Here is a 20529-nt window from a genome sequence, read left to right on the forward strand (position 1 = left end):
GACAGGTAGCGCCGCGTCTGGAAAGACGATGCGGCGCGTCGGTCAGACCGAAGTGTAGCCCGATCGGATGACATCGCGCTTCGAAGGCTGCAAGTCGTCTGAAAGCCGTTTGCACCGTTGCAGTGCATCTCGCGCCCTTGCGCGACGCATACGCGGCTCACGCGGTGCAATGTCCGATGCGGATTTCGCTCCCAGGTGCGCTGCCGTGCGCATGGAGCTTGCTTGAGAGGAAGCGACAACGCACATTTCGAGGACGGCCGCGGCTCTTTCGCATTCGCGACGCGCGCGCCGTGACTCCTGCGTGAGAGGATTGCATGACCATTGCGCAACAGGAAAGAACGGCGGTGCCGCACGGTTTCGAGCTCAGCATGACCTCGGGCCTGCAGCGCTATTCGGTGCAACACGGCGACCTGACGCTGACGAGCGTCTTCCAGCCGATATTCAGTCTGTCGCACATGCGTGCCGTGGGCTACGAAGGCTTGCTGCGCGCACATGATCCGTTTGACCGTGTCGTGTCGCCCGTCGATGTGTTCGGCCAGGCGGCGCGGATCGGCGACGTGCTGCAGGTCGACCGGCTCGCGCAGTCGTTGCATCTGGAGAACTTCAAGGTGCTCGGCGCCGAGCGCGAGTGGCTGTTCTTGAATGTCCATCCGGGCGTGCTGATCGATTCGTATCATTCGGCGGCGCTGCTCGCGAATTTGCGGCGCCTGGACCTGTCGCCGCGACGCATCGTGCTCGAAGTGCTCGAACAGAGCGCGGAAGATATCGAACGACTTGCCGACGCCGTGCGCCAGTTCCGCGAGCGCGGCTTCCTGATTGCGCTCGACGACTTCGGCGCGGGGCATTCGAATATCGAACGCATCTGGCAGCTGAACCCTGACATCGTGAAGCTCGATCGCATCATGCTGTCGCACGCGGCGCATCGCACGGATGTCGCGTCGATCCTGCCGGGCCTGGTCGCGCTGCTGCACGAGGCGGGCAAGCTGGTGTTGATCGAAGGCGTCGAGACGGAGCACGAAGCGCACATGGCGCTCGAATGCAATGTGGACTTCGTACAGGGCTTTTTCTTTGGACGTCCGCATCCGGGTCTCGCCGATGCGACGCATGCGGCGGCCTGCATCGGCGAGTTGACCGAGCGTTATCAGACGCAGACCGAGCAGCGCGAGCGGCGCAACGCGTCGCGGCTCGCGCCGTACATTCGCGCGTTCGAGCGCGCGGCGGAACGGCTTGCTGCGGGCGAACTGCTCGACGAGGTGTGCTGGAATTTTCTTGCGCTCGATCACGCGGCGCGCTGCTATCTGCTCGACGAAAAGGGCCGGCAGGCGGGGCGCAACGTGGTGTTGCGAGCGGACCGCGCGTCGCACGAAACGCGCTTCTTGCCGTTGTCCGATGCGCAGGGCGCGAACTGGCTGCGTCGACCGTATTTCCGCGCGGCGATCGATGCGCCCGAACGCGTGCATGTGACGCGGCCTTATCTGTCGATCAACGAGGCGGTGCCGTGCGTGACGTTATCGGTGGCGACGCAGATCGGCAGCCGCATGTGCGTGCTGTGCGGCGATATCGACTGGTTCGAGGAGCCGCACTTCTGAGATCATGTTCTTTTCACGACGTGACTCATTGAGATGCGAAACGAACGGGTATTGCTTGAAGTCATCGCGACGACGGTTGCCGATGCGAAGGCTGCCGCGCGCGGCGGCGCAGATCGGCTCGAACTGATTACGGCGATGGGCGAGGGCGGATTGACGCCGGGCATCGGGATGATCGAGGCCGTGATCGCGGCTGTTTCGATTCCTGTGAATGTGATTGTGCGGCCGCATAGCCGGTCGTTTGTCTACGACGCCGATGACTTCGATGTTCTTTTGCGCGATGTGCGTGCTGCCAGATTGGCGGGGGCTAATGCCGTTGTGGTTGGGATGTTGACTGCGTCGCGTGAAGTCGATCTTGAGGCGTTATTGCGGGTTGTCGATGTTGCCGACGGCATGGATGTTACGTTTCATCGTGCGTTTGATGAGGCGCTCGATTTGCGCCGGGCGTTGGATGTTTTGCTTTCGGTCGATGGCGTTACTAATGTGTTGACCTCCGGTGGGAAGCGTTCTGTGCTCGATGCTGTCGACGAAGTTCGTGGGCTTGTTGCTCAAGCGGCTGGGTCGCGGTGTACTGTTCTTGCTGGCGCTGGGTTAACCGTCGATCGTGTCGCCGAGTTTGTTCACGCTACGCGCGTGCAGGCGGTTCATTTTGGGTCTGGTGTGCGTAGTGATGGTGTTGTGCGGGAAGAACTCGTGCGGCGAGTTCGTGGGCTGGTGGATGTTTAAAGGTTTGCTTTTGTTTTTGTTTTTGCTTTTGCTTTTGCTGGCATCCGCGGTTTCGTATCGGTTTGCTAGTGTTGCCCCTGTGCGGGGCGGCAGTTACTTTCTTTGCCGCCGCAAAGAAAGTAACCAAAGAAAGCGGCTTCAAACCTCCGGTGCCTGCCAGGTTCGCGCTGCGCCATGCCGCAGTTGAGCAGTCGCGCAGCGACGCCAACACTCCGTAGAAAACCCGCAGTCAGGCGCGCGCGGCGCGAAAAATGACATCCACTTGGGACACATTGGGTCGGCTTGTTTTTGTCCGTTTGCCGTCGGTCCAATTGCGGCGGTATGTGCTCCAGCCTGTGTGTGGGGTTTTCGCGCCGCGCACGGTTGACTGCGGGCTTTCTACAGCGTGCGGACGTCGCAGCGCAATAGCTCAAAGAACGTGAGCCGTGGCGTTATCCGGGCAGGCCCCGGAGGTTCAAAAGCGGCTTTCTTTTGCCTACTTTTCTTTGCCGCTGCAAAGAAAAGTAGGTGCCGCCCCGCACAGGGGCGACGCCTGAAGCACAGACCGCAAAACGCGGATGCCAACAAAAAAGCCTTCAAGCGTCGCAGACAAAAAAACCATCACTTGGCGACTACAACAGGAATGCCTCGCAGAGTCCCAACCCCTTTAGCTTCCAGAAGCGCTTCAGCAACAAAACGGCCGGTCGCCGCTTCGACCCGCAACCGCACAGCAATCTCACGTTCGCTGCGCTTAACAGCAGCCAGATTAGCGAGCTTCACATGCCCATACCCGCGCACGCGGGAAAAGACCTCAGCAAGCCGAACGACATCATCAACGGTAACGTTGTTCAGCATCACGAACGCCCGCTGCATAGTCGTTTCGTAGTCGGCGGAAAGCTCACGCTCCATGCGCCGCTCGACAGTGCGGCCAAACGGATCGAGCGCCGTGCCTCGCAGGCCACGCCACTTCGCCATCACGCCAAACACCGGCCACATCCATTGCCCGAACGTCTTCTTCTGCGGCTTTGCGCCGCCATTCGCGCGTGAAATGGTCGGCGGCGCGAGGTTGAACTTCACGCCGAAGTCTTTACCCGCGACACCTTCGAATTGCGCTTCGAGCGCGGCACGGAAAGAAGGATCGCTATGCAGACGCGCGACTTCGTATTCATCTTTCACGGCCAGCAATCGATAGAACGTCGTCGCCACCGCGCGACTCAAACGCTCGTCACGCACACCGCCTTCGAGCTTGCGCTCGGCCTGACGCGCCGCATCGACCAGCGCACGATAGCGCTTCACATAAGCGGCACCGCCATAAGCCAAAAGACGCGCCTCACGATCCGCAACCAGTGCATCGAGCGATTCCAGCGACACAACAGGCTTGACCGCATGACGCTGCGTCCATAGTGCTTCGAGCCCGGCGGGATCGGCGGCTGCCATGCGGCCAATCGCAAACGCCAACTGATTCATCTGCACCGCGACGTTGTTCAGTTCGATCGCGCGCATCATCGCCGCAAACGACACCGGCACGAGACCCAACTGCCACGCGTAGCCCAGCATCAGAATATTCGCGCCGATCGTGTCGCCGAGAAAACGCGTCGCGAGCGATTGCGCGTCGCACGACGACATGCGCTCTTCGCCCGCCGCGTGACGCATCTTGTCGAGCAACGCGTCCGCGTGAAGATTCGCGTCCGGGTTCTGCACGAACGACGCATTCGGAATCGCATGCGTGTTCACGACGATGCGCGTGCGGCCATGACGCACTGTCTGCAATGCATCGGCGCTCGCGCCCACGACCATGTCGCACGCGAGCAGCACGTCGGCTTGCTGCGTGTCGATACGCACCTGGTTCAGCCACTCGTCGCGCGCGGCGAAGCGCACGAACGACAGCACCGAACCGCCTTTCTGCGCGAAGCCCATGAAATCCAGCACCGACGCGCTCTTGCCCTCCAGATGCGCAGCCATGCTGATCAGCGCGCCCACCGTCACGACGCCCGTGCCGCCGACGCCCGTTACGAGGATGTCGTAAGGCGCGGCATCGAGTTGCGTCGTCGGCAAAGGCAATGCGTCGACACGTGTGGCGAGTGCGGCTGCATCGAATGCGACGCCTGCGGCCTTCTTCAGCTTGCCGCCTTCGATCGTCACGAAGCTCGGGCAAAAGCCGTTCACGCACGAATAGTCCTTGTTGCACGACGACTGATCGATGCGGCGCTTGCGGCCCAACGGCGTTTCGACGGGTTCGACGGAAAGACAGTTCGATTGCACGCCGCAATCGCCGCAGCCTTCGCACACTTCTTCGTTGATGAAGAGGCGCTTGTCCGGATCGGGAAACTCGCCTTTCTTGCGACGGCGGCGCTTTTCGGCGGCACAGGTCTGGTCGTAGATCAGCACCGTCACGCCGTCGATGTCGCGCAATTCGCGCTGCATCCTGTCGAGTTCGCTTCGGTGATGGAACGTCGTGCCCTTCGGAAACTGATCGTGATGGCCGTCGTATTTTTCCGGCTCGTCGCTGACCACGACGAAGTGCGACACGCCTTCCGCTTCGACCTGTCGCGCGATCTGCGGCACGGAGATGCTGCCGTCGACCGGCTGCCCGCCTGTCATTGCGACGGCATCGTTGTAGAGGATCTTGTACGTGATCGTCGCCTTCGCCGCGACGGCCTGGCGGATCGCGAGAATGCCGGAGTGGAAGTACGTGCCGTCGCCGAGATTCTGGAACACGTGACGCGTTTTCGTGAACATCGAATGCGCGGCCCAGTCGACGCCTTCGCCGCCCATCTGGATCAGCCCCGTCGTGTCGCGCTCCATCCACGACGCCATGAAGTGACAGCCGATGCCCGCCTGCGCAATCGAGCCTTCGGGCACTTTCGTCGATGTGTTGTGCGGGCAGCCCGAGCAGAAGTAGGGCGTGCGCTTCACGGCATCGGCGGCATTCGAGAGAATTTGCGGCGCGACGAGATCGACCACGCGCTCGCGGCGGTCGAGCGCGGGCTTGTGCTTCGCGAGCCAGTTCGCGAACACGGGCAGAATGCGCGACGGCCGCAATTCACCGAGCGACGACAGCAGCAGCGAACCGTCTTCCGCGTACTTGCCGACGATCGCGGGCCGCGCGCCTTCCTTGCGGTTGTACAGATAGTCCTTGATCTGCTGCTCGATGACGGGACCTTTCTCTTCGATGACGAGCACTTCGGAAAGACCGGAGACGAATGCATCGATACGCGTCATTTCGAGCGGGAACGACAGACCGACCTTGTAGATGCGCACGCCCGCGTTTTCCAGATCGGCGACGGTGAGGTCGAGCCGGCGCAACGCTTCCATCAGATCGAGATGCGCCTTGCCGCACGTGATGATGCCGACGTTCGCGTGCGGGCTCGGCGCGATCCACTTGTCGATGCTGTTGAAGCGCGCGAAGTGGCGCACGGCGTCGAGCTTCGCGTGCAGGCGCTGTTCGATCGTGAGACTCGGCAGATCGGGCCAGCGGTTGTGCAGGCCGCCAGTGGGCGGCTGGAAGCCTTCGGGCGTCGGCCATTCCATTTGCAGCGCATCGAGATCGACGGTCGAACCGGACTCGACCGTTTCCGAAATCGCCTTGTAGCCGACCCACGCGCCGGAGTAGCGCGACAGCGCCCAGCCGTAGATGCCGAATTCGAGCATGTCCGCGATGTTCGACGGATTCACGACGGGCATGTGCCACGCGATCATCGCGAAGTCGCTCTGATGCGGCATCGACGACGACACGCAACCGTGATCGTCGCCCGCGACGACCAGCACGCCTCCGTGCTGTGACGAGCCGTATGCGTTGCCGTGCTTGAGTGCGTCGCCTGCGCGGTCGACGCCGGGGCCTTTGCCGTACCACATCGCGTAGACGCCATCGACGGTGCGCTCCGGGTCTGCCTCGACACGCTGCGTGCCGAGCACGGCCGTGCCGCCGAGTTCTTCGTTGATCGCGGGGAGGAAGCGGACGTCGTGTGCGTCTAGCAGTTTCTTCGCCTTCCACAACTGCTGGTCGACCATGCCGAGCGGCGAACCGCGATAACCGCTGATGAAACCGGCGGTGTTCAGGCCGTGCGCCTTGTCGAGTTCCCGTTGCATCAGGGCGAGGCGCACGAGCGCCTGGGTGCCAGTCAGGAAGATGCGGCCGCGCGTGGCGGTGAGGTTGTCCGAGAGGCGGTAATCGGCGAGTGCGGGGGTGCCGTCGATGGGTAGACGAGCGGTCATTGGGGAGTCTCCTTTTTTGCTTTTTCGGGCTTTGCTGCCTGCGGCGCGTCCTTGTTGCCGCTGGCCGCAGTCGCGGCGAAAGAGACTCCATTCTTTCGCGTCAATTGGAGTAGAAGTTCTCTAAATTGGCCGGCCGTTCCGTTTCGTTCGCAAGTTTCTTCGCGGAATTTGCGGTGTTTGGGTGGATTTTTCTGCGCGTGCTGTGGCATCCGCGTTTTCGTATCGGTGCTGCATGCGTTGCCCCTGTGCGGGGCGGCACCTACTTTTCTTTGCAGCGGCAAAGAAAAGTAGGCAAAAGAAAGCCGCTTTTGTACCTCCGGTGCCGGCCAGGATAGCGCTTCAGCATGCCGCAGTTGAGCTGTCGCGCAGCGACGCAACACTCCGTAGAAAGCCCGCAGTCAGGCGCGCGCGGCGCGAAAGATGACATCCACCTGGGGCACGTTCGGTAGGCTTGTTTTTGTGTTTGCCGTCGGTCTGATTGCGGCGGTATGTGCTCGAAACTGTGTGTGGGGTTTTCGCGCCGTGCGCGGTTGACTGCGGGCTTTCTACAGAGTGCGGAGGTCGCTGCGCAATAGCTCAAAGAACATGTGCCGGGGCGTTATCCTGGCAGGCCCCGGAGGTTCAAAAGCGGCTTTCTTTTGCCTACTTTTCTTTGCCGCTGTGTAAAGACTGGAGACATAGCTGACAGGTGTACAGGGACATGGTTGACACTTTCGGGTAATCAAACGCCCGGATTCAACCATGCCCTGGGAAGCAAAAAACACCATGAATCTCCGCGAAGAATTCGTCAGCCTGGCCGCCACACAGGCTCTGTCATTCAGCGAGCTATGCCGGCGCTACCGGATCAGCCGCCAGACCGGCTACAAGTGGCTGGACCGTCACAAGGCCGAAGGCCCCGGCGGGCTGGCCGACCGCTCCCGACGCCCGCACCACAGCCCCCTGCGCTCACCTGAACACATCGAAGCGCGGGTGCTGGAACTGCGTCGCGAACATGGCTGGGGCGGACGCAAGATCGAACGGCGCCTGAAGGATCTGGGCGAGACTGAGGTGCCCGCGCCCGCCACGATCACCGAAATCCTGCGCCGCCACGGGCTCATCGATGAACAGGCGTCGCAGCAGCGCCAGCACTGGCAGCGCTTCGAGCACGCGCATCCGAACCTGCTGTGGCAGATGGACTTCAAGGGCGACGTCCAGACGCTGAAGGATGGGCGCTGCATGCCGCTGACGGTCATCGACGATCACTCGCGCTACAACCTCGTGCTCAGCGCCTGCTCGCGTACGACCACACAGGTCGTGCAGGCCGCGCTTGAGCGCGCGTTCCGCTGCTACGGGCTGCCTGCGCGCATCAACACCGACAACGGCGCGCCGTGGGGCTCGCCCAGCGCGCCGGGGCAGCTCACCGAACTCGCGGTCTGGCTGATCCGGCTGGGCATCCTGGTGAGCTACAGCCGGCCGTATCACCCGCAGACCAATGGCAAGGACGAACGGTTTCACCGCACGCTGAAGGCCGAAGTGCTGGACCGGCAGGCCTTCAGCACACATGCGCACATGCAGCAGGCACTGGATCGCTGGCGGCACGTGTACAACGTCGAACGTCCGCACGAGGCACTCGGGATGGCCACGCCCATTACCCGCTACGCGTGCAGCCTGCGCGCGATGCCCGGGCGGGTGCCCGAGCCCGAATACGGCTGTGGCGATGAAGTCTTACGGGTCAATGCCAGCGGCGTGGTGCGCCTGCGCGGCCAGAAACTGAAGCTGTCGATCGCGCTCAAGGGGCTGCAGGTAGCCGCCCGCATGAGCGAGAAGGAAGACGGGGTGATCGAGATCTGGTTCGCCCATCAGCGGGTCGCCAAACTTGACCTGAAGGCACCCAAACCCTGACCATCAGGTGTCAACGATGTCCCCGTACATGTGTCAACCATGTCTCCAGTCTGTACACCGCTGCAAAGAAAAGTAGGTGCCGCCCCGCACAGGGGCAACGCATGAACTACCGATACGAAACCGCGGATGCCACCACAAAAGACAAACCCGCCAACCCAACCCAATCCTGAGCTACCCTACCCAAACCCATTCGCCGAAGGCAAAAAAAGATGAAACTCTATTACTGGCCCAAAACCCGCGCATTCCGCGCGCTCTGGATGCTCGAAGAAATCGGCGAGCCCTACGAACTGGCGCACGTGAACCTTCGCGCCGGCGAGCAGGACACCACCAACTTCCACCACATCAACCCGATGTGCAAGCTCCCGGCACTCGACGACGCTGGCGTGCAGGTCGCCGAATCGGGCGCAGTGCTTCTGTATCTGGCCGACCGTTTCCCGGAAGCAAAGCTTGGCGTGCCCGTAGGCGATCCACTCCGCGGGCGCTTCCTGCAATGGCTCTTCTTCACGCCAGGCTGCCTGGAACCGGCGATGGCCGAGAAACTCACAGGCGCGTCGGGCAATTCGTTCAGCTTCGGCTGGGGCAATCTCGAACGCGTGAAGGCCGCGATCGACACGGCGCTCGACGAAGGCGACTGGCTCCTCGGTGAGCGCTTCTCGGCGGCCGATCTGCTGCTCGCTGGCACGCTGCAAATCGCGTTCGTCGCGAAACTGCTGGAGCCTGCGGGACGCATCGGCGAATACGTCGATCGGGCGATCGCGCGCGATGCGCATACGCGCGCAATGGCCATCGAGCAACGCGAAATCGAAGCGCTGAAACTCAAGCACTAGCCAGCAAGGCAAAACAGCGCCTCAGCCCGTCGGCGCCTGCTGCAATTCATGCGGCTGCAGCGGCTCGACGTCATCGAAATGCGAGTAGTCGATGTGGCTCACGCCATTCACCTCGCGGATCAGATCGACGAAACGGTGCTGCCAGCGAATGTCGTCGGCGGGCCACGAAAAGCGCGCCTGCATCGTCTGCGATGTGTTTTCGTCGGAGCCTTCTATCGTGAGCAGCAGCGACGCGTCCTGCGAATCGAGGCTTTCGGGCGTTTCGCCGAACAGCGGACTCGCCTCGTCGATCACGTGCATCAGGTTCCAGCCGAGATAGAACATCGGCTGCTGATCGCGCACGAGCTTGAGGTCGTAAATCTTGCGCAGCACGTAGCCTTCCGTCGAACGCTCGACGCGCATCAACCGCAGCCGCGCCCGCGCTTCGACGATAACGTTTTGCCGCGCGTTCGCGGTACGCACCATCAGCGTAGTCTGCCCGTCGATCGGTCGCACGATCGCGAAGCGCGAGAACATGATCTTCGCTCGCGGCCGCGAAAAGCGCGCGAAGATCAGGCCCGTCGCCAGCGCAATGCCCGACATGCCGACGAAAATTTCGAGCGTCGCGACGAGGTGGCCGTACAGCGTCTGCGGATGCATGTCGCCATAACCGACCGTCGCGAGCGTTTCGACGCTGAAGAAGAATGCGCCTGCAAATCCCTTGGGATTCTGATTGGCGATCGCGCTGCCGCCGAACTCATACAGCGACGCGAAAATCGAGTTCAGCACGAGAAAGACGAACGCCAGCGAACTGAAGAACACGGGCCAGCTGATCGTCAACGCACGGTGATAGAGGTCCTGCCACACGCGCAACGGCAAGCCGTGCGCAATGACCGTATGCGAGCGGGCGCGAATCTTCCGGTCGAGACGGCGGCCTGCGCGCGCGGGATGATCGCCGCTGGATTCGGGTGGGGTCGCGCTCATTGTTTTTCTGTTCCGCTGACGAGTGTGTCGCGCAGCGTCATGGCGCGCCAGTCACCGACGTCGCCCGCTGCGGCGTGTAGTGTAGCGCGGCCCTCCGCCTACGGGCGGCGAGGCGTCATCGTCGAAGAAGCGGCCGTCGTGCGCTCAGGGAAAAATCAGGGAAATGCGCGCGGCTTCGGCACGCCCGCGCCGTGCTCGATATCGGCAACGGCCTGCTGATGCGCCATTTCGACGGCTTCGGCTTCGGTCGCAAAGCCGGCGTCGCCGCCTACGGTTGTCCAGCGCTGCACGGGATGATCGCGATGCCGGATCTCGTACTCCGCGTCCCAGCGCGCGCCTTGCAGTTCGAGTGGTCGCACGTGTATCGCATACACGCCGTAAAGAAAGAGCGGTTCTGCCATGATCGCCTCCGCCTGTTCAGCTGCAAAAAGTCGCAGGCGCGGCGCGCGGCGGACGCGCCACGTCTCGCTTCAACGGAAAAATCGCATGCCTATAGTTCGATCTCGCCGAGGATTCTGTGAGCCAGCGCTTTGGCTTCTTCGAGCGCTTCGTCAGCGGTCGCCGACGTGGCTTCGACTTCGTAGACGGTGTCCTCGGTCCCTTCGCCTTCGTCGCGCGAAAGCGCAACGACGCCCTGATACTTCCCGCCATCTACCGGGCGAACGGTCGCCGTCGCCGTATAGAGACCTTTGGTGTAGGTGACGTCCTCCATGATGCATCTCTCCTGCAAGGGGGAGATTCCATCCTAGCACGCGATTTCGACGCTCACATGTCGACGCCTCGAGTCACTTTCATCGCGCATTCACCGGCCGTTCCCGCAAAGGACGGAGTTGCCGGTCGGTGCTTGTACCGGCAACTTTTTCCCGTCAATCCTGCAAGAGCGATACGACTTCATCGAGCGTCGGCGAATGCGCGCCCGAGTGGCGGCACGCGGCGGCGCCCGCCGCGAGCGAGAACGCCAGATGCTCTTCCCACTTGCGCTGCGGCGCCGTCATCAGACTGAACAGCAGACCGCCGATCGACGCGTCGCCCGCACCGACCGTATCCGCGACAGCGACGCGCGGCGGCTTCGCTTCGACGACGCGCTCGCCGTCGATCAGCGTTGCCGTTTCCGAGCCGCGCGTGACGAGCACGATCGCCTTCGGATTCATCGCGCGCAGTTGAGCGAGGGCAGCCGCTTCGTCGTCGGTCTTGAACAGCATGCGCAGATCTTCGTCCGATACCTTGATCAGATCCGCGAGCCCCGCCATCTGGCGCAGCGTCGGCTCGTAGCCTTGCGCCATCAGATTGCGGTAGTTCGGATCGAAGCTGATCTTCACGCCGCGCGCGCGCAATTCGGCGGCGAGCTTCGCGAGCGTCGTGCCGAGCGGCTGCCGCACGAGGCTGATGCAGCCGAAATGCGCCCACTTCACATGCGACGTCCAGCCTTCGGGCAGCTTCGACGGATCGAAGGCGAGGTCCGCGCTGTTGTCGCCCATGAAGAAGTACGCGGGCGGATGCGTCTGATGCACGACGGCCAACAGCGGCGCGCGCTCGACGCGCTGCATGAAGCGCATGTCGAGACCGGCGGCTTCGCTGGCGTGCCACAGGTCGTCGGAGAAATTGTCGACGCCGAGCGAACCGGCGCATGCCGTCGGCAGGCCGAGACGCGCGACCGCGCGCGCGACGTTCCAGCCCGCGCCGCCCGGCACCGACAGCCAGCTTGAAGGGCCCGTGCGGACGAGATCGGTGAGGATGTCGCCGGCGGAAACGAAATCGGGAAATTCAGGGCTCGCGCTCATGATGCTCACCGTACAAGGTTATGCGGACGCGCTGGAAGTCTGCAGCGCATGGTGCAGCACTTCGTAGCAGGCGCCCATCGTGTGATAGTCGGTCTTGCCGGCCGGGCTCTTTTCGTCGCTGTACTTGCGGTTGTCGCACGTGAGAATGCGATACCACGCGCCATAGCGATGATCGACGAAATGCGTCCAGCTGTAGCGCCAGATCTCGTCGTACCAGTCCCAGAAGCGCTCGTTGCCCGTGCGCTTGCCGAGCAGCGCGGCCGTCGCGAAGGTTTCTGCCTGGACCCAGAAGTATTTGTCGTGATCGCACACCGTGCGGTCCGGGCCGAAGCCGTAGTAGAGGCCGCCGTGATCGTGGTCCCATGCGTGCGTCATCGCGGCGTCGAACAGTTCGATTGCGCGCGGCAGCAGCCACGGCAGCGGACGATGACGTTCGAGAATCAGCAGCAGCTTCGCCCATTCCGTCTGATGGCCCGGCTGGAAACCCCACGGACGGAAGATGTTCGAGCTGTCTTCCTCGTTGTAGTGCCAGTCCACTGACCAATCCGCATGAAAGTGCTCCCACACGAGACCTTGCGACAGCTTTGCCTGACGCAGCGTGATGTTGCTCGCGACACGTTCGGCGCGGTCGAGATACACCAGATGCCCCGTCGCTTCGTACGCGGTGAGCAGCGCTTCCGTCGTATGCATGTTCGCGTTCTGGCCGCGATACGAACTCACGCGCCAGTCGGCGGTGGCTTCGTCGGCGTAGAGGCCCGCTGCGGGGTCCCAGAAGCGGTGCTCCATCAGCTCGAACGTCGCGGCGATCATCGGCTTCGCTTCTTCGATGCCCGCCATCGCCGCGTGCGAATACGCGAGCAGCACGAAGGCGAGGCCGTAGCAGTGGCGCGTTGCGTCGAGCGTGCGCCGGTGGCCGTCGCGCCAGTCCACTTCCCAGTCGTAGCCCTGATGATGCGGATCCCAGTGACCGTCGCGCAGAAACTTCAGGCCGTGCTGCGCGTATTCCAGATGCTGCGGATCGCCGAACTGCCGGTACGCCATCGCGTAGTTGAACACGTAGCGGCAGCTGCTGACGAGGTGCCGCGTCGCGCGGTTGTAGATCGAGCCGTCGTCGCGGAAAAAGTGGAAGAAGCCGCCGCTCGGATCGAACACGTTCGGCGCATAAAAGCGCAGCGTGTCTTCGATGTGCGACAGCAGGAAAGCGCCGTCGCGGAAGCTCGCGACGGGCGGCGCCTTGTGATTGGCGGTGTTGTTCGGGAGAGTCGTGTCGGGTTGTTTCATGGCATGTTCACCGAGGTACTGGCACGGACAACGAGTTGGACCGGCACGCGAATGTCGAGTGCGGACGGCGTGTCGTCGAGCAGCAGTTCGACGCCGCGACGGCCGAGCGCTTCCTTGTCGACGGCGATCGTCGTGAGCGGCGGACGCGCGTGCGCGGCGGCGGGAATGTCGTCGAAACCGACGATCGCGATGTCTTCGGGCACACGCAAACCGCGTGCGAGGCACACGCGCAGCGCGGCGAGCGCGGCGAGGTCGTTGTAGGCGAAGACGGCGTCGGGGCGCGGGCCGGGGCGGTCGAGCAGTTGTTCCATCGCGAGCGCGGCCCCGGCGTCGGGATCGAGGCCGGCGTCGATCGTCAGTTCCAGCGACGGATCGAACAGCAGCCCGGCTTCGAAGAACGCGCGCCGGTAGCCGAGCGCGCGCTGCGCGATGCTGTAGTGCGCGAGCGAGCCGCCGATGAACGCCACCCGCGTGCGCTTCTGCACGAACAGATGCTGCATCGCGAGCGCGGCGCCCGCCTGGTTGTCGAGGTTCACCGAGCGCAGATTCGGCGCCCACAGGTCGATCAGCACGAGCGGGCGCTTCATCGCGGAGAGCGTCGCGAGCGTTTCGGGCTCGACGAAACCGGCGACGGCGATCGCGTCGGGCGCATGCAGGCGCATCTGTTGCACCACGTCTTCCGTCGGACCCGCCGTCAGCACGGACGGGACGATGCCGCGCTCGCGACATGCATCCTCGACGCCGTGCAGCACGTGCGAGAAGAACGGGCTGACAGCGAAGTTGTTGTGATGCCGATGCAGCAGGAATGTGAGCCGGCGAATGCGCGGGCGCAACTGGGCGGAGTCATAGCCGAGCCGGCGCGCGGTTTCGACGACGCGTTCGCGCGTCGATTCCGACAAGCCTGGCTGATTCTTCAGCGCGCGTGAGACGGTGCCGATCGACACGCTGGCCGCGCGGGCGACGTCGCGGATCGTTGTAGCCATCGAAAAGACGGCGGCGCAAGCGAAGCGCCGCGGCGGAGTTCAGGTCCGGGTGATTGTATAGTAAAACGTCATCTGCAAACCCTTGTTCAGAGGCTTTAGATACGCGTAGATACCCGTATACAGGCGGGGTGAAGGCTTTCGGATAGTTTAGTAAAATTCACTAAACGATACGTGAAATGAATGGGTGCGCCTCGCCCGGACTCGCCTGGACTCGAGCGGATGAGCAAACTGAAAAAGGAAATGGAGCGCGCACAGTCACAAGGTGACCGTGCGGCGTGACAGGGAAATGTCGTCGCGTCGGACGATGGGTGAGGTGGGATTAAAGCGGCGCGCGGTTCAGTCGACGGTTGCCATCGCGCGCCCTTGCAGCAGCGTCTGGCTCTCTTCGAATTCGACGGTCACGAGACCGGACGGCTCGCTCTTCGCGCGGCGTTTCGCGAGCGCCGCCACCGACGCGATGTCCTCGCTGCTGTACGTAGTGTCGTCAACGTGCGGCCGCACCTGCACGCAGCCGATCGCCATCGTCACGAAACCGAAGAACGTCGGATTGCCGCGCCGGTCTTCGCCGTGGATACCGCCTGCCAGCCGGTCGCCCGGCGCGTAAAAGCGCTGCGCTCCTTCGTTGAACACGTGAATCGCACGTTGCGCGCGCTCATGCCAGTCCTCGCTCTGGAACAGAACCAGGAAATCGTCGCCGCCGACATGCCCGAGAAAATCGCGGGTCGGATCGCACACTTCGGCGAGCACATGCGCGGCGAATTTCAGCACTTCGTCGCCTTGCCAGTAGCCGTACTGGTCGTTGAACGGCTTGAAGTGATTCAGATCGACGTAGCACGCATAAAAGCCCGCTTCGTGACTGAGCAGCCGCGCGATGTGCGAGCTGATCGGAATGTTGCCCGGCAGGAAGGTCAGCGGATTCGCGTAGCGGGCTGCTTCGATGCGCACTTCCGTCACCGCGCGCACCAGGCTTTCGCCCGTGCCGAGGCCCACGTAGCGGCCATCCTCGGTGATGACGAAGCCGTCGGCGAGATAGCGCTGGTCGTCGCTCGCGAGCAGCTTGGCCATGTCTTCGACCGTCATCGATTTTTCGATCACGACGGGCGACTCGTTCGCGAACAGCATGCACGGCCGCTTGCCGAACAGCTCGCGGTGATACGGCAGTGCGTAGCGGTCCATGAATGCGCGGCGATTGATCAGCGCGACGGGCTCGTTTTCCTCGACGACGGCAACGGCGTGCAGGTTCGGCAGCCGGTTGAAGAGTTCGAGCACGTCGTTGTTGGTCGCGTTGCGCGGCAGCGCGGGCGCGTGCACGACCATCTTCGCCGACGCCATGCCGCCCGACGGCGAGGCGCTCACCGCGCGCGTCGCTTCCGGGAACACGGCGATATGGCCGGAGCGCAGCGCCTCGCGCGCGTCGTCGGCGAGCTTGCGCGGCGGGCGCGCACTCGGCTTGCCGAAGAAATAACCCTGTCCGCAGGCGATGCCCATGTCGCGCACCACGATCAGATCCGCTTCGTTTTCGATCCCCTCGGCGACGAGGCGCGCGCCGCTCGCGGCCGCGAAGTGCTGCATCGCCTTGACGGCTTCGAACTTGAGCGGATCGCTGGCGATGTCGTGAATGAAAAAGCGGTCGATCTTCACGACGTCGGGCTGCAGGCGCACCCACAGATTCATGCTGGCGTTGGCCGTGCCGTAATCGTCGAGCGCGAACTGCGCGCCTGCCGCGCGCAGCACGGAGATGGCGGGCAGAAAACTGGCGACGTCGGGAATCGCGCTCTGCTCGGTCAGCTCGATCACGATGCGCTCGGCATCGACGCCCATGTTGCGCAACATCGTGAACGTGTCGTCGCGGTGATCGGCGAGCAGGCGGATCGCGCCTGCGCTGAAGTTCAGGAACAGCTTGCCGTCGTAACCGAGCTTCGCGAACGCCTCGATGCAGGTTTGCGCGGCCGCGCGCTCCAGCGCGATCACGCTGCCTTCGGCGGCCGCCTGCGCGAACAGCGCATATGGCGCCTCCTGCGCGGTGCCGGCCGGTCCGCGAATCAGTCCTTCGTAACCGAGAATGGCGCCGTCTTCGAAATCGACGATCGGCTGGAACACGGCGGACAGGTCACGCCGCGCGATCAGATCGACGATGCGCGGCGCTGCATTGAGGGAGGGCGAGCGTTGAGACATGACACACACGGCCGGAGCATTGGACCGACGGCTTATCGGCAGCAAAACGCAAGAATTAAGTGAATTTTTAGTGACGCGATGCACCTGTTTGGTGCGTCACGGAAGCGTTTCCAATATCTGGAACGCATATCGGTGGGAGTGCGTTTGTCCTATGCCGTCGTGCCGAGGCGACAGCGAACGGTGGGCGCGCTGAAATAACAAAAAAGCCGCCCGCAGGCGGCTTTCCACGACATGCACTCAGGGAGAGCGCTTATGAATTCCGTTTCATTCGAAGCAGGCCTAGCGGCGCGCCACGGCGGCAGTCGCGCTTTTTTGCGCGGCGCGCTTCTCCGCGCTGACATCGCGAGCGCCCCAGCGTTGCGCGAGCGCCGCGCAGACCATCAGCTGGATCTGATGGAACAGCATGAGCGGGAGCACGACGGCGCCCACCGCGTGCGTCGCGAAGATCACCTTCGCCATCGGCACGCCGGCAGCGAGACTTTTCTTCGAGCCGCAGAAGATGATCGTGATCTGGTCGGCGCGGCTGAAGCCGAGACGCTTGCTGACGAAGATCGTCACGGTCAGCGCAAGCGCGAGCAGCACGGCGCACACCACCAGCAGGCCGCCGAGGGCGGCGAGCGGAATCTGATGCCAGAGGCCCTCGTTCACAGCCTCGCTGAACGCGCCGTAGACCACCAGCAGGATCGAGCCCTGGTCGACGAACTTCAGCACGCCGCGGTTGCGCTCGATCCATCCGCCGATCATCGGCCGCAACAGCTGCCCGGCGACGAACGGCACGAGCAGTTGCAGCACGATGTTCCACACCGTATGCCACGCCGACCCGCCGCTCGCTGCCTGATTCGTGACGACCACGCTGACCAGCGCGGGCGTGATGAAGATGCCGAGCAGGCTGGACGCGGACGCGCTGCATACGGCGGCGGGCACGTTGCCCTTCGCAATCGACGTGAACGCGATCGACGACTGAACCGTCGACGGCAGCGTGCAGAGGAACAGGATGCCGGCGTAGAGCGCAGGCGTCACGAGGGGCGAAAGAAGCGGTTTGAGTACGAGCCCGAGTATCGGAAAGAGCGCGAAGGTGCTTAGCAGCACGACGAGGTGCAGCCGCCAGTGCGTGGCGCCGGCGATGATCGCCTCGCGCGAGAGCTTGGCGCCGTGCAGAAAGAACAGCAGCCCGACCGCGACGTCCGTGACCCAGTTGAACGCCTGCGCTGCTTGCCCGTGCACGGGCAGCAGGCTGGCGAAAATCACCGTGCCGATCAGGCACAGCGTGAAATTGTCTGGCAGGAGTTTCGGACGGGCCATCTCTTAAATCTCGGTGCGGGTGAAGCGATCGCCTTGTTGCCGCCGGCGAGCGTACGCCAAAGGGCTATTGTCCGTGCAAAGCGATTGAAAAAGCAAATTCATTTGCCGAATTGATTAATTACGTAAACGCATGAAAGCGACCGCGTTTTCGCCCATGTCGTGTCGTTGCGCCCGCATCCAGAAAGGCGCTTCCTGTGCTCGTCACGACCCACGTTTCAAGTATCGATCAGCCGCTCGAAAACCGCCTTCGAAGCCGCATTTTTTGCGCTACTGTTCATACGAATTCAGGTGTTCGAACCACTCCGTTTCAGCGCTTTTTCGTTGTGGTCCGCAAGATCTTTGTGGCGAAAAAACGTCGCAGTAACAATGCGTTACAAGAGTGCCGCAGACCTAACATATTTTGGCTCGACACCCTCGGAGGCCGCCAATAAATTACTGTTCGAAGGCCGATGGGCTTCGCGCGCGCCAAAGCGTCATGCGTCGCGAGAGTCCCGAAACCAGTCCAGCCGCAGCTCGAACGGCGGACTCTCAGGCGGGTCGTCGGGCAGGTGAAACATGGTGCTTGTAGGGCTGTCGAGGATCAAATGGTGGATGACGGGCGCGCTGGTCGTTGCGCTGACCTCGCTCGCCTATGCGAAGCCGTCGTTCGTTCAGCATGACGGACATGGTTTCTTCGGCGGCAGTGCAGGATTTCACGGTTCGTCGTTTGGCGGACCTGTGCATGGCAATCCCGTGCCGCGCGCGAATGTTTCGCGCGAAATGCCGCGCGGCATTCCGATGTCGGGTCACACTGGCCGCTATTCACGAAACGACGTGTCGAACACTCGCAGCGGCTACGGTGCGCAGCGCATGATGGTTCCCTCTGACGTTTATCGAAATCGTCCAGCGGCGCAATACGTCGGCACGCAATACGCGGGCGCCATCACACCCGTCAGCACCGACTCGCACAACGCACCGCGTCCGCCTGCCAATGCGCAATCGGCGCACGTCGGCTCGATTCGCGACGACGTCACGCGTTACAACGAAGAGCGTGGCGCATCGCGCCAGATTCCTCGTCCGCCGGGCGATTCTTCGCGACTTCCGTCTCCCTCGCCGTACCGCAACTGATCGTTCGAATCTTCGGCTCACGCCGCGCTCGCTGTTCACGCGCTCGTCGCCGTCTTATGCCATCCAACTCGCGTTGAGTTCGGATCGGTCTCCTCTCAATCCGCCTCATCAACCTCTGCGGCCTCTGCACGCCTCGTCAAAATGCGGCCGTCTGATCTGACGTAAGCACGCCACACTTTTTTGAAATCGCTCGTCAGCGCGCGGCCTTTTGTCATCAAATCCCGTCTTTGTTGCGGCGGTGCATCAATCCTCGATTGATGTGCCTCGCGTCAAGCGCCGTCCTGTAAAATCCGCGCCCTTCCAGGTGCGTGCGCAGATTTGCGGCGGTGCAAAAACAAGGTGCACCGGCAACGAGTATCAGGCTGAAAGTTCACCAAACTATTCAGACCCATATACCCGCAATAAGCGCAGATATTTTTGTCCATAAAAATGGTCCGCAAAGATTTGTCCCAGCCCCCGATTGGCTCGACGATCAGACGGACAACAAGCACGGATCCGGCGAGCGCCCCGCCGCACAGCCACACCTTTTTGACAAAGACAGGAGAACCCATGAATACCACCGTCAGCCGTGCGCTGAGAACAAGTCGTCAGGCGAGCCCGAAAGCAAGCGCTAGGGCGACCCTGAAGGCGACCGTCATTGGCGCCTTGCTGGCCATCGCATCGACGTCGTCATTCGCGCAGTCGAGCGTGCAGCTTTATGGTCAGGTCGACGAATGGGTCGGCGTAACGAAGTTCCCGGGCAGCCAGAGCGCGTGGAACGTGTCGGGCGGCGGTATGTCGACGTCGTACTGGGGCATCAAGGGCGCGGAAGATCTGGGCAACGGCTACAAGGCGATCTTCACACTTGAAGACTTCTTCCGTGCGCAGAACGGCAAGTTCGGCCGCTTCGACGGCGACACGTTCTTCGGCCGCAACGCGTATGTCGGTATCGAATCGCCGTACGGCACGGTGACGGCGGGCCGTCTGACGACGCAACTGTTCGTATCGACGATTCTGTTCAATCCGTTCATCGATTCGTACGTGTTCTCGCCGGCCGTCTATCACGTGTTCCTCGGTCTGGGCACGTTCCCGACCTACACGACGGACATGGGCGTGGTCGGCGATTCCGGCTGGAACAACGCGGTCCAGTATTCGACGCCGGATTTCAGCGGCCTGTCGGGCAGCGCGATGTACGCGCTAGGCAATTCCGCCGATCACAACGGCTCGAAGAAATACAGCGCGCAGTTCCTGTACTTCCACGGTCCGTTCGCGGCGACGGGCGTGTTCCAGTACGTGAACTTCAACAACTCGCCGACCGACCTCGGTTCGCTGGTCTCGGGGCTGAAGAGCCAGTCGGTGGGTCAGCTGGGCGTGTCGTACGACCTGAAGTTCGCGAAGTTCTACGGCCAGTACATGTACACGAAGAACGATCAGGACGTCGGCAGCTGGCACGTGAACACGGCGCAGGGCGGCGTGTCGGTGCCGCTGGGTACGGGCACCGTGATGGCGTCGTATGCGTATTCGCGCGATGCAGGCGGTCTCGATCAGATGCACCAGTCGGCGGCCATCGGCTACGACTATCCGCTCTCCAAGCGTACCGACGTGTACGCCGCCTACCTGTACGACAAGTACACGAGCCTGTCGTCGGGCTACACGGCTGGCGTGGGTCTGCGCGCGAAGTTCTGATCGCGACAGATGCCGGCGGCGCGCTCTGCGGGCCGCTTGAGCAAAGCCCTGCGTTCCT

The 20529-nt window shown here is 62.7% G+C and carries 15 protein-coding genes; 6 read left to right on the forward strand and 9 right to left on the reverse strand.

Features of this window, described 5'->3' with window-relative positions; genetic code table 11:
* Positions 1–314 precede the first annotated feature (314 nt).
* Both QEN71_RS00935 and QEN71_RS00940 read left to right on the forward strand, forming a co-directional pair.
* Positions 315–1589: a sensor domain-containing phosphodiesterase gene (locus QEN71_RS00935; RefSeq protein WP_201660986.1), complete on the forward strand. Its 1275-nt coding sequence runs from the start codon at positions 315–317 to the stop codon at positions 1587–1589.
* A gap of 33 nt (positions 1590–1622) precedes the next feature.
* A complete protein-coding gene (locus tag QEN71_RS00940) occupies positions 1623–2312 on the forward strand; it encodes a copper homeostasis protein CutC (RefSeq protein ID WP_201660983.1) in 690 nt (229 codons plus the stop codon).
* A gap of 600 nt (positions 2313–2912) precedes the next feature.
* Here the strand turns inward: QEN71_RS00940 and QEN71_RS00945 are convergent.
* Positions 2913–6506 carry an indolepyruvate ferredoxin oxidoreductase family protein gene (locus QEN71_RS00945; protein WP_201660980.1) on the reverse strand — a complete coding sequence of 1198 codons (3594 nt, stop codon included), beginning with the start codon at positions 6504–6506 and terminating at the stop codon, positions 2913–2915.
* 741 nt (positions 6507–7247) lie between these two features.
* On the opposite strand from QEN71_RS00945, the gene QEN71_RS00950 reads away from it, so the two are divergent.
* Both QEN71_RS00950 and QEN71_RS00955 read left to right on the forward strand, forming a co-directional pair.
* The gene (locus tag QEN71_RS00950; protein WP_201654201.1) at positions 7248–8387 is read left to right on the forward strand and encodes an IS481 family transposase; all 1140 of its coding nucleotides are present in this window, start codon (positions 7248–7250) and stop codon (positions 8385–8387) included.
* 209 nt (positions 8388–8596) lie between these two features.
* Positions 8597–9214, forward strand: a complete 618-nt coding sequence (locus QEN71_RS00955; RefSeq protein WP_201651440.1) for a glutathione S-transferase family protein — start codon at positions 8597–8599, stop codon at positions 9212–9214.
* A 21-nt stretch (positions 9215–9235) separates the two neighbouring features.
* Here the strand turns inward: QEN71_RS00955 and QEN71_RS00960 are convergent, their stop codons facing one another.
* From QEN71_RS00960 to QEN71_RS00995, 8 genes are all read right to left on the reverse strand, one after another.
* Entirely contained in the window at positions 9236–10177 is a 942-nt protein-coding gene (locus QEN71_RS00960) for an ion channel (RefSeq protein ID WP_201651439.1), read from the reverse strand.
* Between the two features lie 155 nt (positions 10178–10332).
* Positions 10333–10578, reverse strand: a complete 246-nt coding sequence (locus QEN71_RS00965) for a hypothetical protein (RefSeq protein WP_201651438.1) — start codon at positions 10576–10578, stop codon at positions 10333–10335.
* A gap of 89 nt (positions 10579–10667) precedes the next feature.
* Positions 10668–10889 (reverse strand): hypothetical protein, encoded by a 222-nt coding sequence (locus tag QEN71_RS00970; protein WP_201651437.1) that lies wholly within the window; start codon positions 10887–10889, stop codon positions 10668–10670.
* Positions 10890–11043: 154 nt separating this feature from the next.
* Positions 11044–11958 carry a carbohydrate kinase family protein gene (locus QEN71_RS00975; RefSeq protein WP_201651436.1) on the reverse strand — a complete coding sequence of 305 codons (915 nt, stop codon included), beginning with the start codon at positions 11956–11958 and terminating at the stop codon, positions 11044–11046.
* A gap of 18 nt (positions 11959–11976) precedes the next feature.
* Complete coding sequence (locus tag QEN71_RS00980; RefSeq protein WP_201651435.1) at positions 11977–13239, reverse strand: AGE family epimerase/isomerase; 1263 nt, start codon at positions 13237–13239, stop codon at positions 11977–11979.
* On the reverse strand, positions 13236–14222 hold the full coding sequence (locus tag QEN71_RS00985; RefSeq protein WP_201651434.1) for a LacI family DNA-binding transcriptional regulator: 987 nt from the start codon (positions 14220–14222) through the stop codon (positions 13236–13238). Before QEN71_RS00985 ends, QEN71_RS00980 begins: the two co-directional genes overlap by 4 nt.
* Positions 14223–14558: 336 nt before the next feature.
* Positions 14559–16397, reverse strand: a complete 1839-nt coding sequence (locus tag QEN71_RS00990; RefSeq protein WP_201651433.1) for an EAL domain-containing protein — start codon at positions 16395–16397, stop codon at positions 14559–14561.
* A gap of 279 nt (positions 16398–16676) precedes the next feature.
* Positions 16677–17699, reverse strand: coding sequence for a bile acid:sodium symporter family protein (locus QEN71_RS00995; protein ID WP_201651432.1), 1023 nt, complete (start codon positions 17697–17699; stop codon positions 16677–16679).
* 555 nt (positions 17700–18254) lie between these two features.
* Here QEN71_RS00995 and QEN71_RS01000 point away from each other — a divergent pair.
* Both QEN71_RS01000 and QEN71_RS01005 read left to right on the forward strand, forming a co-directional pair.
* Positions 18255–18806 (forward strand): hypothetical protein, encoded by a 552-nt coding sequence (locus tag QEN71_RS01000; protein WP_201651431.1) that lies wholly within the window; start codon positions 18255–18257, stop codon positions 18804–18806.
* A gap of 549 nt (positions 18807–19355) precedes the next feature.
* Positions 19356–20471: a porin gene (locus QEN71_RS01005; RefSeq protein WP_201651430.1), complete on the forward strand. Its 1116-nt coding sequence runs from the start codon at positions 19356–19358 to the stop codon at positions 20469–20471.
* The last annotated feature ends 58 nt before the right edge of the window (positions 20472–20529 follow it).

Source organism: Paraburkholderia sabiae, assembly GCF_030412785.1.
In the GTDB taxonomy this organism is placed as follows: Bacteria; Pseudomonadota; Gammaproteobacteria; order Burkholderiales; family Burkholderiaceae; genus Paraburkholderia; species Paraburkholderia sabiae.

Excerpts from the sequence above, each read along its gene's own strand:
- QEN71_RS00935 (WP_201660986.1), top strand. The coding sequence starts at position 315 with ATGACCATTGCGCAACAGGAAAGAACGGCGGTGCCGCACGGTTTCGAG.
- QEN71_RS00940 (WP_201660983.1), top strand. The coding sequence starts at position 1,623 with ATGCGAAACGAACGGGTATTGCTTGAAGTCATCGCGACGACGGTTGCC.
- QEN71_RS00945 (WP_201660980.1), bottom strand. The coding sequence starts at position 6,506 with ATGACCGCTCGTCTACCCATCGACGGCACCCCCGCACTCGCCGATTAC.
- QEN71_RS00950 (WP_201654201.1), top strand. The coding sequence starts at position 7,248 with ATGCCCTGGGAAGCAAAAAACACCATGAATCTCCGCGAAGAATTCGTC.
- QEN71_RS00955 (WP_201651440.1), top strand. The coding sequence starts at position 8,597 with ATGAAACTCTATTACTGGCCCAAAACCCGCGCATTCCGCGCGCTCTGG.
- QEN71_RS00960 (WP_201651439.1), bottom strand. The coding sequence starts at position 10,177 with ATGAGCGCGACCCCACCCGAATCCAGCGGCGATCATCCCGCGCGCGCA.
- QEN71_RS00965 (WP_201651438.1), bottom strand. The coding sequence starts at position 10,578 with ATGGCAGAACCGCTCTTTCTTTACGGCGTGTATGCGATACACGTGCGA.
- QEN71_RS00970 (WP_201651437.1), bottom strand. The coding sequence starts at position 10,889 with ATGGAGGACGTCACCTACACCAAAGGTCTCTATACGGCGACGGCGACC.
- QEN71_RS00975 (WP_201651436.1), bottom strand. The coding sequence starts at position 11,958 with ATGAGCGCGAGCCCTGAATTTCCCGATTTCGTTTCCGCCGGCGACATC.
- QEN71_RS00980 (WP_201651435.1), bottom strand. The coding sequence starts at position 13,239 with ATGAAACAACCCGACACGACTCTCCCGAACAACACCGCCAATCACAAG.
- QEN71_RS00985 (WP_201651434.1), bottom strand. The coding sequence starts at position 14,222 with ATGGCTACAACGATCCGCGACGTCGCCCGCGCGGCCAGCGTGTCGATC.
- QEN71_RS00990 (WP_201651433.1), bottom strand. The coding sequence starts at position 16,397 with ATGTCTCAACGCTCGCCCTCCCTCAATGCAGCGCCGCGCATCGTCGAT.
- QEN71_RS00995 (WP_201651432.1), bottom strand. The coding sequence starts at position 17,699 with ATGGCCCGTCCGAAACTCCTGCCAGACAATTTCACGCTGTGCCTGATC.
- QEN71_RS01000 (WP_201651431.1), top strand. The coding sequence starts at position 18,255 with ATGGTGCTTGTAGGGCTGTCGAGGATCAAATGGTGGATGACGGGCGCG.
- QEN71_RS01005 (WP_201651430.1), top strand. The coding sequence starts at position 19,356 with ATGAATACCACCGTCAGCCGTGCGCTGAGAACAAGTCGTCAGGCGAGC.